General features: G+C 59.8%; 13 protein-coding genes. 12 read left to right on the plus strand and 1 reads right to left on the minus strand.

Annotation, left to right across the window (positions count from 1 at the left end; genetic code table 11):
* The first annotated feature begins 7 nt into the window (after positions 1 to 7).
* From DIE29_RS12225 to DIE29_RS12255, 6 genes are all read left to right on the plus strand, one after another.
* Positions 8 to 1102: an SIR2 family protein gene (locus DIE29_RS12225; RefSeq protein ID WP_114650028.1), complete on the plus strand. Its 1095-nt coding sequence runs from the start codon at positions 8 to 10 to the stop codon at positions 1100 to 1102.
* Positions 1103 to 1104: 2 nt separating this feature from the next.
* Complete coding sequence (locus tag DIE29_RS12230) at positions 1105 to 2844, plus strand: ATP-binding protein (protein ID WP_114650029.1); 1740 nt, start codon at positions 1105 to 1107, stop codon at positions 2842 to 2844.
* Between the two features lie 2 nt (positions 2845 to 2846).
* The gene (locus DIE29_RS12235) at positions 2847 to 5618 is read left to right on the plus strand and encodes a DNA methyltransferase (RefSeq protein WP_114650328.1); all 2772 of its coding nucleotides are present in this window, start codon (positions 2847 to 2849) and stop codon (positions 5616 to 5618) included.
* 232 nt (positions 5619 to 5850) lie between these two features.
* Positions 5851 to 8688, plus strand: coding sequence for a DEAD/DEAH box helicase (locus DIE29_RS12245; protein ID WP_114650031.1), 2838 nt, complete (start codon positions 5851 to 5853; stop codon positions 8686 to 8688).
* On the plus strand, positions 8685 to 10715 hold the full coding sequence (gene pglZ / locus DIE29_RS12250) for a BREX-3 system phosphatase PglZ (protein ID WP_114650032.1): 2031 nt from the start codon (positions 8685 to 8687) through the stop codon (positions 10713 to 10715). The genes DIE29_RS12245 and pglZ overlap by 4 nt, the downstream gene beginning before the upstream one ends.
* Positions 10712 to 11443, plus strand: coding sequence for a hypothetical protein (locus DIE29_RS12255; RefSeq protein ID WP_114650033.1), 732 nt, complete (start codon positions 10712 to 10714; stop codon positions 11441 to 11443). Before pglZ ends, DIE29_RS12255 begins: the two co-directional genes overlap by 4 nt.
* A gap of 643 nt (positions 11444 to 12086) precedes the next feature.
* Here the strand turns inward: DIE29_RS12255 and mpl are convergent.
* Positions 12087 to 13454 carry a UDP-N-acetylmuramate:L-alanyl-gamma-D-glutamyl-meso-diaminopimelate ligase gene (gene mpl, locus DIE29_RS12265; RefSeq protein WP_102042607.1) on the minus strand — a complete coding sequence of 456 codons (1368 nt, stop codon included), beginning with the start codon at positions 13452 to 13454 and terminating at the stop codon, positions 12087 to 12089.
* A gap of 92 nt (positions 13455 to 13546) precedes the next feature.
* On the opposite strand from mpl, the gene DIE29_RS12270 reads away from it, so the two are divergent.
* From DIE29_RS12270 to accC, 6 genes are read left to right on the plus strand one after another with little or no spacing between them, the layout of a single operon-like run.
* On the plus strand, positions 13547 to 14152 hold the full coding sequence (locus DIE29_RS12270) for a hypothetical protein (protein ID WP_108080703.1): 606 nt from the start codon (positions 13547 to 13549) through the stop codon (positions 14150 to 14152).
* On the plus strand, positions 14149 to 14703 hold the full coding sequence (locus DIE29_RS12275) for a TlpA family protein disulfide reductase (RefSeq protein WP_102042609.1): 555 nt from the start codon (positions 14149 to 14151) through the stop codon (positions 14701 to 14703). Before DIE29_RS12270 ends, DIE29_RS12275 begins: the two co-directional genes overlap by 4 nt.
* 52 nt (positions 14704 to 14755) lie before the next feature.
* Entirely contained in the window at positions 14756 to 15253 is a 498-nt protein-coding gene (aroQ, locus tag DIE29_RS12280; RefSeq protein WP_102042610.1) for a type II 3-dehydroquinate dehydratase, read from the plus strand.
* A 45-nt stretch (positions 15254 to 15298) separates the two neighbouring features.
* The gene (gene accB, locus DIE29_RS12285; RefSeq protein WP_102042611.1) at positions 15299 to 15748 is read left to right on the plus strand and encodes an acetyl-CoA carboxylase biotin carboxyl carrier protein; all 450 of its coding nucleotides are present in this window, start codon (positions 15299 to 15301) and stop codon (positions 15746 to 15748) included.
* A gap of 9 nt (positions 15749 to 15757) precedes the next feature.
* Positions 15758 to 15886 carry a hypothetical protein gene (locus DIE29_RS14910; RefSeq protein ID WP_257791340.1) on the plus strand — a complete coding sequence of 43 codons (129 nt, stop codon included), beginning with the start codon at positions 15758 to 15760 and terminating at the stop codon, positions 15884 to 15886.
* Positions 15879 to 17240 carry an acetyl-CoA carboxylase biotin carboxylase subunit gene (accC, locus tag DIE29_RS12290; RefSeq protein WP_102042612.1) on the plus strand — a complete coding sequence of 454 codons (1362 nt, stop codon included), beginning with the start codon at positions 15879 to 15881 and terminating at the stop codon, positions 17238 to 17240. The genes DIE29_RS14910 and accC overlap by 8 nt, the downstream gene beginning before the upstream one ends.
* Positions 17241 to 17247: the final 7 nt, after the last annotated feature.

Here is a 17247-nt window from a genome sequence, read left to right on the forward strand (position 1 = left end):
GTAGAAAATGACCACACCATTGCTTACGGAAGAAATAGCGATTAAGGCAATCCGGGACTTCTTCCGCGGAAAGCCTTTCGTGTTCTTCGGGACAGGAATGTCATGTGCAATGGACATGGGTTTCGGCATGCCTGCGCTTCGGGATGAACTTGTGCGGAGAATGCAGGAACGAGTCCTCACCGCCGCCCAGGCATCTGAATGGCAAGGCGTAGCAGACGCGCTTCAACAAGGAGCTGATCTTGAGAGTTCCCTGAACGCAGTCAACGATCATGGTCTGTTGAGAATAGTGACGGAAATCACCGGCGCATTCGTCGCCGGTCTGGATAGGCAATACGCATATTCGATCGCACAGGGTACGACAGAGTGGCCGCCAAGCCGACTTCTTTCCCGCTTGATTGAAACGCTTCCAGAAAGCGATGGCGTCTTGCATGTACTTACGCCCAACTATGATTTGCTGTTCGAATATGCCTGCGATTTCTCGGGAATACCCTACACCAACGGGTTGTTCGGCGGCATCGAACGTAAGGAAGACTGGACGGCCGTGGATCGCGCATTGCGTGAACCGTGCAGGATTTGCCAAGGCCGAAGGATAAGAACGGTCTGGCGCCACAGGAAGCACGCTCGCTTATACAAGGTGCATGGGTCACTGAACTATTTTCTCCACCGGAACGCCGTTATTGAAAACAACGCATGGATGTGGAGTCCGCCAGAGTTCGCTGAGCGCGTCATGATCACTCCGGGCCTGTCGAAGTATCAGGCGCTTCAACGTTACAGGCGTGAACTACTGCAATACGCGGACAGTGCAGTGGAGAGTGCGACGCACTTCCTCTTTCTCGGGTATGGCTTCAATGACAGCCACCTAGAAGAGTATGTCAAGCGCAAGCTCGTCACGCAGTCGAGTCCAGGCCTGATCGTCACAAGAGACTGCAATCCGAGAATCGAGTCGTTGCTCGGCCAGTCAGAAAATCTTTGGTTGGTCTGCAAACTGGACGACGAAGACGGAACGAGAATCTTTAATAAGCGCTACTCCGGCTGGCTGGAGTTAAAGGGCCAGAACCTATGGGACGTGCGTGACTTCACAGTCAGAATATTCGGGAGCTGATCATGCCTATTTTTACGTTTGACACATCTTATTCACTGGGGAAGGTTCGCCTGGTCGATACGCGCAAGGTCAATATCCAGGTCAATAGCGATGAGGATTTGCGGAAGGCACGAGTCGGGCAGCTTGTCGCACTGTCGTTGCCTGGCGCCGTCGAAGAGTGGCTGATCGGCATCATCGAGAAGGTGGTGAAGACACCCGTTCTCGAAGACATTTCCGTTCAGCATGATGACGATTCTGCTGATGCAGCGGAACTGAATTTATTGCGCGAGAGCGTTCACAACACGGTTCAACTCACCCTGGTTGGTACCGTCGGTTTGACAAACGAGAATAAACCAAAGTTTTCGCGATCCTTGGTCCAAGTGCCGGAGATAGACGCAGGGTGTTTCATACTGCGTGATGCGCAGTTGCAGACATTCATGAACTTGCTCTCTAAGGAAGGCAAGACCGAACATTCCCTGGAGGTTGGCCGTTACACCATTGATGAGTCGGCGAAGGCTTATCTGGATGGGAACAAGCTATTTCAACGACATGCGGCCCTGCTCGGCAGCACCGGCTCTGGCAAGTCCTGGACTGTTGCTGCCATTCTCGAACAGGCTTCAAAACTCCCCTCATCGAATCTGATCGTTTTCGACTTGCACGGCGAATACCGAGAGCTGAGCTATGCCCGGCATCTCCGCGTTCCTGGACCGGAAGATCTTGGGAAGTCGGACCCGGCTCTGCTTTTCCTACCTTACTGGCTCCTCAACACGGAGGAGCTGCAAGCCATGTTCATCGATCGGAGTGAGTTCAGTGCTCACAACCAAGTGATGGCTTTTCAGGATACGGTTGTTGCGAAGAAGAAAGAGACGCTTGAGAAGCACAAGAAAACAGAGGTTCTAAATGCGTTTACTCTCGATAGTCCTATTCCGTTCGATATCAATAGTGTGATCGCCGAGCTACAGCGGCTCAACGAAGAAATGGTGCCTGGTGCAAACAATAAAGAGAGGCAAGGCCCATTCCATGGGCAATTCAGCCGTTTACTGCTGCGTCTGAACAGCAAGGTCAGCGACAAGCGCTATGGCTTCCTGTTCCAGGCACCGACATCTGAACATGGCTATGACGCCATGGCCGCTTTGGTCAAGCGGCTCATGGACTACTCGGAAGACAAGTCTCAGATCAAGGTCATCGATTTTTCCGATGTGCCCGCCGACATTCTTCCCGTAATCGTTGGCTTGGTTGCCAGAATCATCTATCAAGTCCAGTTCTGGATGGACCGCAACAAGCGTCGTCCATTGGCTCTGGTCTGTGATGAGGCACACCTCTACCTGCCCAAGAAGGACGGGAAGAACCCCGTCGAGCAGCGCGCTATCGAGAATTTCGAGAAGATCGCCAAGGAAGGACGCAAGTACGGTGTTGCGCTCCTTGTGGTCAGCCAGCGGCCTGCCGATGTCAGCACGACGATACTGAGTCAGTGCAACAACGTCATCGCCTTGCGCCTGACCAACGGGGATGACCAGAACACGGTCAGACGCTTGATGCCGGAAAGCCTGGAAGGGCTGATGGATACGCTTCCCATCCTGGATATAGGGGAGGCTTTGGTCGTGGGTGACGCCGTACTGCTGCCCAGCCGAATCAAGATTCATGCGCCCCAAGAACGGCCACTCAGCGCCACCATTGAATTCTGGGATGAATGGAGTGAGGCGCCAGGGACGCCTGACTTTGCGAAGGCGGTGGAGAACATGCGCAGACAGAATAGGGCCTGATGATGGACGAGCAGCTTAACCTTGGGAAAAACGCAAAAGACGCCGAGCCGGTCGAATGCCTTGGGCAAAAATTCCCGAGCGACCAAGCGCGGCGCGAGCACTTCTTGAAACTGCTGGCTGAGAAGCTGAAAGATCCGGCATTCCGCAAGCAGGATGGTTTTCCGCAAGGATCGGACGAGGCCATTCTGGCCATGTCCGATCCGCCGTACTACACCGCGTGCCCGAACCCCTGGCTCGCGGACTTCGTGAAGCACTACGGCAAGCCCTATGACCCGAAGGAACCGTATCGGCGCGAGCCGCTGGCCATCGACGTGTCCGTAGGCAAGACTGACGCTATTTATCGGGCGCACGCTTACCACACCAAAGTGCCGCATCTGGCCATCGTGCCGTCGATCCTGCACTACACCAAGCCGGGTGACGTGGTGCTGGATGGGTTCGCCGGTTCGGGTATGACGGGCGTGGCCGCACAGTGGTGCGGTACAGCGCCTGCCAGCTACCGGCATGAGATCGAGATGGCCTGGAAGAAACAGGGTCGTCCGGCACCGCGATGGGGGGTACGACGCGTCGTGCTCAACGATCTGTCGCCTGCGGCGACCTTCATCGCAGCCAACTACAACACCCCGTTCGATGTCGATGCCTTTGCCAAGGCGGGCAAGCAGCTTCTCAAGCAGGTCGAGCAGGAAATCGGCTGGATGTATGAGACGCTGCACAGCGATGGCAAGACCATAGCGCGTATTGACTACACGGTATGGAGTGAGGTGCTGAGCTGTCCAGCCTGTGCGGGTGAAATTGTGTTCACCGACGCCGCCCTGGATGAAGAAACAAAGGCGGTCGCTGATGTGCTGACGTGTCCCCATTGTGGCGCGCAAGGCAAGAAGGAGCAGATGGACCTGCGCTTTGAGACATTTATTGACCCAGCGACAGGGCAGACGGAGAAGCGACCGAAGCGTGTGCCCGCGCTCATCTCGTACAAGCTGGGAAAGACGGCTTATACCAAGAAGCCGGACGAGGCTGACCTGGAGCGAATCGCAAAGATTGCCTCGCTTCCGATTCCCGAAAACCTGCCGATCGATCGCTTCCCGGATTGTCAGATGACACGGGTTGGCCGCATGAAAACGACGAACTCTGCGGCCATCCACTTCATGTTCTTGCCACGTGCGGCGCAAGCAATGGCACTGCTTTGGGGCAAAGCCAATTCGAGTGCCGACCCTCGAACTCGAAGCATGTTGCTCTTTATGGTGGAGCAGGCTGTTTGGGGCATGTCTATCCTTGCACGGTACACGCCTACTCATTTCTCGCAAGTAAATCAGTATCTGAGTGGCGTGTACTACGTGGCATCACAGCACTCCGAGTGCAGTCCGTGGTACATCCTTGCTGGGAAGCTCGATCGATTGGCTAAGGCGTTCCGCAACTATCAGGCGCATCCTGCGAAAGCAGTGATAAACACTGGAACAGCCGCACGTTTGGCTTTGTCGGATAACTCCGTCGATTACATCTTCACGGATCCGCCTTTCGGCGAAAACATCTACTACTCCGACCTGAATTTTCTTGTCGAGTCTTGGCACGGCGTCAAGACGGACCCAGACCCGGAAGCCATCGTCGACCGTGTTCGCCAGAAGGGCATTCCGGAATATCAGCACCTGATGTACAGCTGTTTCGCTGAGTACTACCGGGTACTCAAGCCTGGGCGCTGGATGACTGTGGTGTTCTCCAACAGCAAGGCAGCGGTCTGGAACACGATTCAGGTGGCCTTGCAGCAGACTGGGTTCGTAGTCGCCGAGGTCACCGCGTTGGATAAGAAGCAAGGCAGCTTCCAGCAGGTGATGTCGCCGAACACTGTGAAGCAGGATCTGGTGATCTCTGTCTACAAGCCGAACGGTGGGCTGGAAGATCGCTTCAATAAACAAGGAGCGACGGTGGATTCGGCCTGGGACTTTGTGCAGACCCACTTGCGCAACCTTTCAGTGGTCAAGGCTAGAAACGGCGAGCTGGAATTCATCGTCGAGCGCGACCCACGCCGCATCTTCGACCGAATGGTGGCCTGGTTTGTTCGCCATGATGCGCCGGTGCCGCTGTCGAATGATGAATTTCTCTCCGGCTTGCGCAGTCGCTACCCAGAGCGCGACGGCATGGTCTTCCTTCCCGATCAAGTTGCTGAATACGACAAAAAGCGCGCCCAGGTGGCCCAGGCGCCGCAAATGGAATTGTTCGTCTCCGACGAGCGGAGCGCCATCGACTGGCTGACTGACTTCCTCAAGCGCCGCCCTTCGACTTATCAGGAAGTTCACCCAGAGTTCACCACTCAGTTGGGCGCCGGCTGGAAGAAACACGAAGCCAAGCCGGAGCTGATGGCACTGCTGGAAAATAATTTCCTGAAGTACGAAGGTACTGGCGATGTACCGAGCCAGATCCACAGCTACCTCTCCACCAACCATAAGGACCTGCGTGGGTTGGAGAAGAACGATCCGCGCCTGATCGCCAAAGCCAAAGACCGCTGGTACGTGCCCGATCCGAACAAGGCACAGGATCTGGAGAAGAAACGCGAAAAGGCACTGCTTAAGGAGTTCCAGGTATACCAGGCCTTCACCGGCCGACGCCTTAAGGAGTTTCGTCTGGAAGTGCTGCGCGCCGGCTTCAAGGAAGCCTGGGGCAAGAAGGACTACCAGACCATCATCGCCGTGGCCAAGAAGATCCCCGATGAGGCACTGCAGGAAGACGAAAAGCTGCTGCTCTGGTATGACCAGGCACTGACTCGAACCGAGGACGGCTTGTGATTCTAGCGGTGTGCCGTAATCCACTGATCAGCACCACCCGGCATGTCTGGGTGGTGCTCGGTCGCGCCTGGGATCAAGTCGGGACCAAGTTGGGACCAAGTCGGGCTGATACCACCGGGGTAGTCGCCGGGGAAGTTACCGGGGAAGTTCGCCGATGCTGCGAAGCGAAGCTGGGCGCGGTTAAGCACCATGAAACCAGACCAGTGACAAGCCTGCCGATTGGGGGCAGCCAATGACACGGCGACCAAACGATTACACCATTGGCGATTGGTGCTGGTTCGTCCGGCAGGCGACGCCGTGCCGCGTCGTTGAACGCCAGGACGTGTGGGGCGAGGTGGCCTATCGCGTATGGCTACCGGCCAAGAATACGGTGGTGCGTGCCCGTGCGCAGGATCTCGACGATCTGGCAGCGGTGCGCCCGGCGGTTGAGCAGATCCTGCATACGGCGGCATCCGCAAAGTTGCTGGATGCGCTGGAAGACAACCTGCTGCTAGCCCCCATCCAGTCCAGCGTGGTGCCGCTACCCCATCAGCTGTATGCGCTGAATCGGGCCATGAGCCGCGACCGCATTCGCTACCTGCTGGCGGACGAAGTGGGCCTGGGCAAGACCATTGAGGCCGGCCTGATCCTGCGCGAGCTGAAGCTGCGCGGCATGGTGCGGCGGGTGCTGGTGGTGGCCCCCAAAGGCCTGATTCGTCAATGGCAGGCGGAGATGCGTTTGCATTTTGGCGAGCACCTGCGCTTTATCGAAGCCACCGAGCTGGCTGCCTTTCGCGCCTGGCGCGCCGAGGGCACCCAGAATGACGACAACCTCTGGGCCATGCACGACCAGGTGATTGTGTCACTGGACTCGGTCAAGCCCATTGAAGGCCGTCGGGGCTGGAGCCTGGAACAACTCAACAGCTACAACCGCGAGCGTTTCGAAGACCTGGTTTCCGCCGGCTGGGATCTGGTGATCATTGATGAGTCCCACCGCATGGGTGGCAGTACCGACCAGGTCGCCCGCTACAAGCTGGGCGCCGCTCTGGCCGAAGCGGCGCCCTACCTGTTGCTGCTGTCCGCTACGCCACATCAGGGCAAGACCGATCAGTTTTTGCGCCTGATGCAGTTGCTAGACCGCGAAGCCTTTGTTGATGAAGGCAGCATTCATCGTGACCGGGTGCAGCCTTTTGTTATCCGCACCGAAAAGCGGTCCGCCATCAATGCCGATGGCCAGCCCTTGTTCAAGCCGCGTTCCACGCGGTTGCAGGCGGTTGCCTGGCAGGCACGGCACACGGCGCAGAAGCAGCTGTATGACGCAGTCACCGACTATGTGCGCCACGGCTACAACCAGGCCATGGCCGCCAAGCAACGCCACATCGGTTTTCTGATGATCCTGATGCAGCGGCTGGTGACCTCCAGCACCGCAGCCATCCGTGCCACGCTGGAGAGACGACAGGCCTTGCTGGATGCGCCACAGCCACAGGCCAACCTGTTCGATAACGTGGACCTGGACGAATGGGCAGAGCTTGACGGGCAGTCACAACTCGACGTGGCGCTGCAGGCCAGCAACTGGGAGCAGGAAAAGGCCGAAGTCGAGATGCTGCTTGATCTGGCCCGGGAAACCGAGCGGCAAGGCACCGATGCCAAGGCCGAAGCGCTGCTGGAGCTGATCTACAAGCTGCAACAGGAAGAGAACGACCCCGAGCTGAAGGTGCTGGTGTTCACCGAGTTTGTGCCCACCCAGGCCATGCTGGCCGAGTTTCTGGAAAGCCGCGGGTTTTCCATTGCCCTGCTTAACGGCGGCATGGATCTGGAGGCGCGCACCCGCGCCCAGCAGGCATTTTCCCGCGATGTACGTGTGCTGATCTCCACCGACGCCGGCGGTGAGGGCCTGAACCTGCAGTTCTGCCATGTGATCGTGAACTTCGATATGCCCTGGAACCCGATGCGCCTGGAGCAGCGAATCGGCCGCGTTGACCGCATTGGCCAGGCCCATGTGGTGCGCGCCATCAACTTCGTGCTGGAAGACACGGTGGAGCACCGGGTGCGCGAAGTGCTGGAGCAGAAGCTGGAGATCATTGCCCAGGAGTTCGGCGTCGACAAAGCCGCCGACGTGATGGACTCCGTGGAAGTCGAGCCGCTGTTTGATGAGCTGTTTGTGTATGGCTTGCAAGACCCAGAATCCATCGACAAGGAGTGCGATGCGGTCATCAATCAGGTACGCGAGAAAGTGGCCGCGAGCCGTGCCGATACGGATCTGCTGACCGACGATCACCCGCTGGAAGCGGTTGAGTCCCAGAAATGGCGGGACCACCCGGCGCAATACTGGCTGGAGCGTGCGGTAACAACCGGCCTGCCCACCCGTGGCGGCGCAGCGGAGCAGTCAGACCATGCCTGGCGTTTAACCTGGGCGGATGGCAGTGAATCTTTCCCTGTCTGCTTCGATGCGCGAACCGCTGAGCAGAACCCTGAGATGGAATGGATCACGCTGGAAGATCCCCGAGCCCGTGCGCTGATCGGCGATCTGCCGCGCTGCGTGGCCGGACAGCCGCTGCCGGTCGTACAGGTAACCGGACTGCCTGACACCGTGCAGGGCACCTGGTCACTGTGGAGCGTGAGCCTGGCTGCTTCCAACAGTTCTGCCAACTTCACCCGGCGTCGCTTCCTGCCGGTCTTTGTTACTGATGATGGGCGCAGCTTTGTCCCCACGGCCAAGCGGATCTGGGATCTGTTGCTGACCGAAGAGGTGCGCCTGACAGCAGACCCAGACAGTGAGCATGCAGCCGCACTCTTTGAGCAATCGCTGACGGCAGCCAAAGGTCAGGGTGAGCGGCTGTTCTCCGAGCTGCTGGAAGAGCACCGAACCTGGCTTGCCGAGGAACGTGAGCGCGCCCGCTATGCCTTTGAGTCGCGCTTTCAGGCCATTGGCCGAATCGGTCTGCCTGCCGTCCGCGAACACCGGCGTAAGCGCCTTGAAGCCCAGCATCAGGCCCGTATGGCGGATCTGGCGGAAGCAGAAGCCTGCACGCCAGAGCTGAATGCCGTGCTGATACTGCGCATTGGCTCGGCGGGAGGTGCCGCAGCATGACGTATTTATCCAAAGATAATGTCGCGCATCGCAGCACACTGCTGGCTGATCGGATTCTGAAGGAATTCCCATCCGACCTGGCCCGGCTGTGGATTGTGGCGGACCCGGACAACGTGCTGCTGGACGAGCAGGTGCTGGCCGGACTGCGTGAACGCGGCTTCGAGGTGCTGTCGTTTGAGGATAGCATCGCCTTTCGGGCCGAGTATGAAGAGCGCTACCGTGCCGCCTGGGAGGCTGAGGAGGCCAATGCACCCAGCGCCCTGGTCATTCAGGTGCGCGATTCCAGCACTGCGGAGTTGCCCTGGGATTACTTACGCCAGGCGCGCAAGGTCAGCCTGTCGCTCGCAGAGCTATTCCCAAAGCTGAGCTACACGGTACTCAGGCAGCTGGGTAGTGAGATCCTGCCGTTGCTGTTCGAGGTGCAGGCGCGCCACGCGACGCAGGCGATGGGCGAAGCCGCCACCAAAGAATTTGTGCTGACGCACATCTACCGGGTAAGCCCCCACTTGATTACCCGACCAGAGGATTTGTGGCGTGAGCTGCTGCGGCTGCACTACCGTGAGACGCTGCTCCCTCAGACCCTGGCCGAGCATATTCAACAGGTATTGGCTGACCGGCCGGTGTTCGCCAACAGCCCGATTGCCGAGCTGTTCTCCAACAGAAGTTTTGCGCTGCGTGTGGTGCAGGACGCCTGGTACCGCTACCTGAACAAACTGGGACTGATCGGCAGACGCACGGCGGAGCCGGTAGCGCCGGACTACATACCGCAGCTCGACATTCCCTTCGAGCATCACGACATCCGCGTAATCATTGATTCGATGTTCCTGGACGGCACGCTACACCCGCTTGCCATTCAGGGCGTGCCGGTCAGCTTGCCGGAATGGGCAAAAGCCGGCGTAGTGCAGGACCCTGCGGCGATGCGCAACCTGGTGCTGGAGGGTATCAAGAGCCTCAGTGAAGAGCTGCCTGGCGCTACATCGTCTCACAGGGATTGGACCCACTTTGCCCGGCGCCTAGGCGAAGTGATCTCGCGTTTCCACAGTCTGGATGCTGCGCGCGCAGAAGGCCTGAAGGCGGACATGAAGGATCTGGTGGCACGCGCCGACAGTGAGCTGCAAACCTGGGTTCAGGCGCACTACGCTGACTTACCTTCCCTGCCCGCTGCCAAGGGGCCGGTAATGGTGCATCAAGTACCGCGCTACCTGGCAATGCGCCGAGCTAACGGTGAGGAAAAAATTGCGCTGGTCGTCTTCGACGGGTTGGCTGTCGATCAGTGGACACAGATTCGCGAAAACCTCATCGAGCACGCGCCACGTCTGATGTTTGATGAAAATGCCTGCTTTGCCTGGCTGCCCACCCTGACGTCCATTTCCAGGCAGGCGTTGTTCTCCGGCCTGCGCCCACGGGAGTTCGCCGAGCATATCGAAACAACCTCAAAAGAACCTCAGCATTGGACCCGGTTCTGGCAGGACCAGGGATTACGTGCCAACGAGATCCTCTATCGAAAGGCGATCAAGCGCACTGATGAGCTGCCGGAGTTGCAGGAGCTGCTCTCGAATCCTGCTCTGAAAGTCGCCGGCCTGGTGGTGGATACCGTGGATGAAATCATCCACGGCGCCGTGCTCGGCAAACGCGGTGTGGCTGCACAGATCAACAGCTGGTGTGAGTCGGGGTTTGTTGATCGGCTGTTTGCGATGCTGCTCGACGAGGGCTTCCACATCTACCTGACGGCCGACCACGGCAATGCAGAAGCTGTGGGTATTGGCCGCCCAAACCAGGGGGTTGCCTCGGAGCTGCGTGGCGAACGGGTGCGCACCTATCGCAGTGAAACCATGATTGCCGAGACAGCAACTGCAATACCGGACAGCTTCCGTCTCGATATCGCAGGCCTGCCGGCCAACTTTATGCCGCTTTTTGCAGGAGAGCGCGGAGCCTTTGTTCCGAAGGGTGACCAGGTAGTGGTCCACGGTGGCATGTCCCTGGAAGAACTTATCGTGCCCTTTGTGAAAGTGAGTTACGTCAATTGAAAACGACCAATCCGCCTGCCCCAAAAATCGGCTTCGACCGCTACATAGCGCTGGAGTGGGCATCCGCTGCATTACGTGTGCGTGCCGGCCTGGCTGAACCCGATGACATGAATGCCCTGCTGGATGAGGCAGGCCTCGGCGTGGCGGCACGCAAGAAGACGCGCACCGTACTGAATCGCCTATGGCTCGAACCGCGACCTGAACTGGCTAGCTTCGCCGAACGCGGTATCGCCATTTACAAAGCCAACCCTGGCGTCCCAACCGCTGCCCTGACCTGGGGAATGGCAATCGCCAGTTACCCATTCTTCGGCAAGGTCGCTGAACTGGTGGGCCGCTTGTCCGCACTCCAGGGAGACTGCGCCTCGACAGAAGTCCATCGCCGCATGAGCGAAGTCTATGGTGAGCGGGAAGGCACCTACCGCATGACCAACATGGTCCTGCAGTCGCAAGCCAGCTGGGGTGCCATCGAGCGCGTGGAGAAAGGCAAGCGCCTGGTCCGCCTGAAACCCCTGGTGCTTAATCATGCCGAAACCATCGCCTGGCTGATCGAGGCGGCCTTGCGCTACGGCGGAAAATCGGTGTCCGTGGCGGCCCTGTCGTCCCTGGCGGTGCTCTATCCATTCGTTCTCGATCAACCCCTGGGCTACCTGGCGTCGCAAAGCCCGAACCTGACGCTCCACGCCCAAGGCCCTGGCAGCCAGGTGGTCGGCTTGCGGACAGAAGACTAAGACTGGACTCAGGCCTGATAAACACACAAAAGGATCTGATGATATGAGTGCCGGAGAGGACGAAAACGTACCGACCCAGGAGAACGGGCAACCTGAACCGTTCTTCATAACCGAAGACGTTGAAGCAGAGCTTGTCGCCGCAGGCTATGAGTTTGAGCCACCAAACCATGTGCGCACGACCTGCCTGAGCCAGGATACCGGCTCTTCGAGGCAGTAGCCTGAGATCCAACCACGCCACCCAACTGACAAGGAATCCTTGTCAGTTGGATCTGAGCATACCGAGGGCAGTAGTCAAGGAATCCTTGACTACTCAAATGGCCACCAGCGAAGCACGGCTGACTGTACTGAAAAGCAGGTGAAATCGGTACAGTAGCGGTACACTCACCCGTTCTGGCTATCTTCGCAAAATTACGCTAACCTACTGTCATGTAAATACTTTTAGCTTTTCTGGCTTACGGTAGATTACCCCTGATTTTGCTGGGCTTGCAGCATTGCGTGCAAACTCATAATCCTTTGGTTGCGGGTTCGAGTCCCGCAGGGCCCACCAAACACCGCTTTGCGACGTTTCAGCGTAACGGCTGCACCGCCTTGGGGCGGGCAGCCGTTTTTGCTTTGCTCGCATGCTTGGCCGCTCGTGCGTGTCTTATCCGCCGCGCACCGCGAAACGCGCTGCCAGCGCGTCGAGCAGCTTGCCATGCACGCCACCGAAGCCGCCGTTACTCATGACCAACACATGGTCGCCAGGCAAGGCTTCGCCGCTTACTGCGGCCACCAAGGCATCCAGGTCGGCATCGCAGCGCACCCGCTCGCCCAGCGGCGCAAGGGTTTCCTCAGCCTGCCAACTCAGGCCATGGGTGTAGCAATAAACTTTGTCGGCCTGCGCCAAGCTGCCGGGCAGCTCGGCCTTCATCACACCCAGCTTCATGGTGTTCGAGCGCGGTTCCAGGACCGCCAAAATACGCCCTGCGGGCTGGCGGCGACGCAGCCCCTCGATGGTCAGCGCAATCGCCGTCGGGTGATGGGCAAAATCGTCATAAACGGTGACACCGCCCACCTCACCCACTGCCTCCAGCCGACGTTTGATGCCGGCAAAGCGCGCCAGGCTGGCAATGGCTTGCTGCGGCGGCACCCCGACATGACGCGCAGCAGCGATGGCGGCCAGCGCGTTGGCGCGGTTGTGACGGCCCGCCAACGGCATGCTGACCCGGCCCAGCTCCTGCCCGCCCAAATAGAACGCCGCCTGACTGTCGTCGTCGCCTGCCGCACTCGACCACCCGGCGGCGTCCTCGAACCATTCCAGTTCCGACCAAAGGCCGCGCGCCAGAACCCTTCTGAGCGCACCTTCGGTGGCATTGGCAACGATGCGAGCGCTGCGCGGCATGGTGCGCACCAGATGATGGAACTGCGTCTCGATGGCCGCCAGATCGGGAAAAATGTCAGCGTGGTCGAACTCCAGGTTGTTCAAAATCAGGGTTCGCGGTCGGTAATGCACAAACTTGGAGCGTTTGTCGCAAAAAGCGGTGTCGTATTCGTCGGCTTCGATCACAAAGAAAGGCGAGTCGGTCAACCGGGCAGAGAGGCCGAAATTTTTCGGGACGCCGCCTACCAGAAAACCGGGCGCAAGGCCGGCGTCCTCCAGCATCCAGGCCAGCAACGAGGTGGTGGTGGTTTTGCCGTGAGTGCCGGCCACCGCCAACACCCACCGACCGGCCAGCACATGCTCGGCCAACCATTGCGGCCCGGATACATAAGGCAGCCCCCGATCGAGAATCGCCTCCAGCAAGGGGTTACCGCGGGAGATGGCATTGCCGATCACAAACATGTCCGGCGCCAGATCGAGCTGCGCCGGATCGTAGCCTTCGGTCAGTCCGATGCCTTGCTCGGCCAGTTGAGTGCTCATCGGCGGATAAACGTTGGCATCGCAGCCGGTCACCGTGTGTCCGGCCGCACGGGCCAGCAAGGCCACACCACCCATGAAAGTGCCGCAAATGCCGAGGATGTGGATGTGCATGAATACTCCATGGCGGCCGCAATGGTTCTGTAACCGGCCGATGTAAAATGCCTTGCATTCTACCCGACCAGGCCACCGCCCCAGTTGCCGCCATGCCCAGCCGAAGCGCCCCCTCCCGATCCGACAACCTGCGTCGTGAAATTGCCGCCCTGGCCGCCCGCATGATGGCCGAGGACGGCATCGGCGACTACGGTTTTGCCAAACGCAAAGCCGCCCGTCAGCTCGGTGTCAATGAATCCGAAACTCTGCCCACCAATGCCGAAATCGAGGCCGCGTTACGCACCTGGCAAGCGCTCTACCAAAACGACGAGCACCAAGCGCGGGTGCGCGAAATGCGCGAAGCGGCGGTCGACATCATGCGCGCACTGGCAGATTTCCGGCCCTACCTGACCGGCGGCGTACTCGATGGCACCGCGGGACGCTACGCGCAGATCGAAATCGATCTATTCCCCGAAAGCGCCAAGGATGTAGAGATTTTCTTCCTGAACGAAAACGTCGCCTACGAACACCGCACCCCGCGCCACCCAGGCCCCAACCCGCCGGAGGCTGTGCTAGCCTTCGATTGGGGCGATATGCCGGTCCGCCTGTCGATCTATCCGGCCGGTGCCGAACGCCTCGGTCGTCGATCCCACGAACGTGCCCGCCTGCCACAGGTCGAAGCACTACTCCAAGCCCCCTCCTCAGGACCGACTCCATGAAACGTCCGCTGCAACTCGCCTTGGTCGCGCTGGTCGCCGTGGCCGCGGCCAGCGCAGGCTACCTCACCAGCCGTCACCGCCAACCATCCGTAGCAACCACTGGCGTCAGCCCGGATGCGGGTGCAACACTGCTCGGGCTGACCCTGCCGGATCTGGCCGGCCAGCCGCAAACGCTGGCCCAATGGCAAGGCAAGGTGATGGTGGTCAATTTCTGGGCCACCTGGTGCCCGCCCTGCCGCAAGGAAATTCCCGACTTCGCCGCGGTCAGCCAAAAGCTCGCCACTGCGCCGGTGCAGTTCGTCGGGGTGTCGATCGATGCCGCAGACAAGGTCCGCGCCTTCCAGGCCGAACATACCGTGCCCTATCCGCTGCTGATCGGCACTGCGCAGACCCTGCAGCTCGCAGCCGATCTCGGCAATCCGGCGCAGGCGCTGCCCTTTACGGTGATTCTGGATCGCGCCGGGCGCATCGCGCACATTAAGCTGGGCACCTTGAACGCCGACGAACTCGAAGGCAAAATCCGCGCACTCTTGCCCGCCCCTGGCGCCTGAGGCAAGCCGCCACGCTAGACAAAATGCAGCGATTTGCGGCAAACTTGCCGCCATGACGCGCCCAAAACGCAGCCAAAAGGACTCAGCCCAGCGGCCTGACGCAGCCCGCATACTGGTTCTTCACGGCCCCAATCTCAACCTTCTCGGCACGCGCGAGCCGCAGATTTACGGCCACACCACGCTGGCCGACATCCACGCCGCCATGGCTGCGCGGGCACGTGCCGAGAATGTCATCGTCGAGTCGTTTCAGAGCAACCACGAAGGGCAACTCATCGACCGGGTCCAGGCCGCTGCATCCGAAGGGATCGGCTTCATCGTCATCAACCCGGCCGGCTACACCCACACCAGCGTCGCCTTGCGTGACGCCTTGGCGGCGGTGTCGATTCCTTATGTCGAGGTGCATCTGTCCAACATCCACGCCCGCGAGCCCTTCCGGCAGCACTCTTATTTTTCCGACCGGGCGGCCGGTGTCATCTGCGGGTTGGGCGCATACGGCTACATGGCCGCGCTCGAGTACGCCCTGTCGCGGCTGCGGGACGCACAACATTAATCATCGTCGACGCCGCTCAGGGCGTCGTCCTGTCCGGAGAACAGCATGGATCTGCGCAAGCTCAAGAAACTGATCGATCTCGTCCAGGAATCGGGCATTTCCGAGCTCGAAGTCACCGAGGGCGAGGAGAAGGTGCGCATCGCCAAGCATCTGAGCGCCCCGCCGCAGCCGACCGTGGTCAGCCATATTCCTGTCGCCGCACCGGCGGCACCTGCCACGGCAACGGTTGCAGCGGCCGCTGCCGACGACCCGCTGCCGGCCGGCCACGTGGTCAAATCCCCTATGGTCGGCACCTTCTACCGCGCCTCGTCGCCCGGCAGCAAACCCTTTGTCGAAGTCGGCCAGAGCGTCAACGAAGGCGACACCCTGTGCATCATCGAAGCGATGAAGCTGATGAATGAGATCGAGGCCGACGCTTCCGGCGTCATCAAAGCCATTCTGGTCGACAACGGCGAACCGGTCGAATACGGCCAACCGCTGTTCGTCATCGGTTGATTGCGCGCCATGTCCGAAAAAATTCTAGTCACCAACCGCGGTGACCAGCCGCCGGCAGGCGGCGCAGCGGCGCAGCCAAATCGCATCGTGGCCGCAGGCCACCAGGGCGGTTTCACCGCGGAGACCACCCATGTTTGAGAAGATCCTGATTGCCAACCGCGGTGAAATCGCCCTGCGCGTGCTGCGCGCCTGCCGGGAACTCGGCATCCGCACCGTCGCGGTACATTCCGAAGCCGACACCGAGGCCAAGTACGTCAAACTCGCCGACGAATCGGTCTGCATTGGCCCACCACCGTCCGGCTTGAGCTATCTGAACGTGCCGGCAATCATCTCCGCGGCCGAAGTCACCGACGCCGAAGCCATCCACCCTGGATACGGTTTCTTGTCGGAAAACGCCGACTTTGCCGAACGGGTGGAACAGTCCGGCTTTGTGTTCATCGGTCCGCGCCCCGATACCATCCGCCTGATGGGCGACAAGGTGTCCGCCAAAGACGCCATGAAGGCTGCCGGTGTGCCCTGCGTGCCCGGTTCGGACGGTGCGCTGTCCAACGACCCCAAGGAGATCGTCAAGATTGCCCGCGCGGTCGGCTACCCGGTCATCATCAAGGCCGCGGGCGGCGGTGGCGGCCGCGGCATGCGCGTGGTGCATACCGAAGCGGCCCTGCTCAATGCCGTCACCACCACCCGCGCGGAAGCCGCTGCCGCCTTCGGCAACCCCGAGGTGTATCTGGAAAAATTCCTGGAAAACCCGCGGCACGTGGAAATCCAGGTTCTCGCCGACCAGCACGGTAACGCGGTCTATCTGGGTGAGCGCGACTGCTCGATGCAGCGCCGCCATCAAAAGGTCATCGAAGAAGCGCCCGCGCCAGGCATCGACCGCCGCCTGATCGCCAAGATCGGCGAACGCTGCGCCGAAGCCTGCCGCAAGATCGGCTACCGGGGCGCGGGCACTTTTGAATTCCTGTACGAAAACGGCGAGTTTTATTTCATTGAAATGAACACCCGTGTGCAGGTCGAACACCCGGTCAGCGAATTGATCACCGGCATCGACATCGTCCAGGCACAGGTGCGCATCGCCGCGGGTGAAAAGCTGTGGTTCAAGCAGGCCGACATCGCCTTCCGCGGCCATGCCATCGAATGTCGCATCAATGCCGAGGATCCGTTCAAATTCACGCCCTCTCCGGGCCGCATCACCAACTGGCACACCCCGGGCGGCCCCGGCGTGCGGGTCGATTCGCACGTCTATAGCGGCTACACCGTGCCGCCGCATTACGACTCGATGATCGGCAAACTGATCACCTATGGCGACACCCGCGAGCAGGCCATCCGGCGGATGCGCATTGCGCTGTCCGAAATGGTGGTCGAAGGAATCAAGACCAATATTGCGCTGCACCAGGAGCTGATGCTCGACGCGCGCTTCATCGAAGGCGGCACCAGCATCCACTACCTGGAGCACAAGCTGGCCGACCGTAATGAAGTGAAAAAGGGCTAAGGCGCGT

This window comes from Pseudothauera hydrothermalis (assembly GCF_003345255.1).
In the GTDB taxonomy this organism is placed as follows: Bacteria; Pseudomonadota; Gammaproteobacteria; order Burkholderiales; family Rhodocyclaceae; genus Pseudothauera; species Pseudothauera hydrothermalis.

Coding starts and splice junctions, on each gene's coding strand:
- DIE29_RS12230 (WP_114650029.1), top strand. CDS start 1,105: ATGCCTATTTTTACGTTTGACACATCTTATTCACTGGGGAAGGTTCGC.
- DIE29_RS12225 (WP_114650028.1), top strand. CDS start 8: ATGACCACACCATTGCTTACGGAAGAAATAGCGATTAAGGCAATCCGG.
- accC (WP_102042612.1), top strand. CDS start 15,879: ATGTTTGAGAAGATCCTGATTGCCAACCGCGGTGAAATCGCCCTGCGC.
- DIE29_RS12275 (WP_102042609.1), top strand. CDS start 14,149: ATGAAACGTCCGCTGCAACTCGCCTTGGTCGCGCTGGTCGCCGTGGCC.
- DIE29_RS14910 (WP_257791340.1), top strand. CDS start 15,758: ATGTCCGAAAAAATTCTAGTCACCAACCGCGGTGACCAGCCGCCGGCA.
- DIE29_RS12245 (WP_114650031.1), top strand. CDS start 5,851: ATGACACGGCGACCAAACGATTACACCATTGGCGATTGGTGCTGGTTC.
- DIE29_RS12270 (WP_108080703.1), top strand. CDS start 13,547: ATGCCCAGCCGAAGCGCCCCCTCCCGATCCGACAACCTGCGTCGTGAA.
- mpl (WP_102042607.1), bottom strand. CDS start 13,454: ATGCACATCCACATCCTCGGCATTTGCGGCACTTTCATGGGTGGTGTG.
- accB (WP_102042611.1), top strand. CDS start 15,299: ATGGATCTGCGCAAGCTCAAGAAACTGATCGATCTCGTCCAGGAATCG.
- DIE29_RS12235 (WP_114650328.1), top strand. CDS start 2,847: ATGGACGAGCAGCTTAACCTTGGGAAAAACGCAAAAGACGCCGAGCCG.
- pglZ (WP_114650032.1), top strand. CDS start 8,685: ATGACGTATTTATCCAAAGATAATGTCGCGCATCGCAGCACACTGCTG.
- aroQ (WP_102042610.1), top strand. CDS start 14,756: ATGACGCGCCCAAAACGCAGCCAAAAGGACTCAGCCCAGCGGCCTGAC.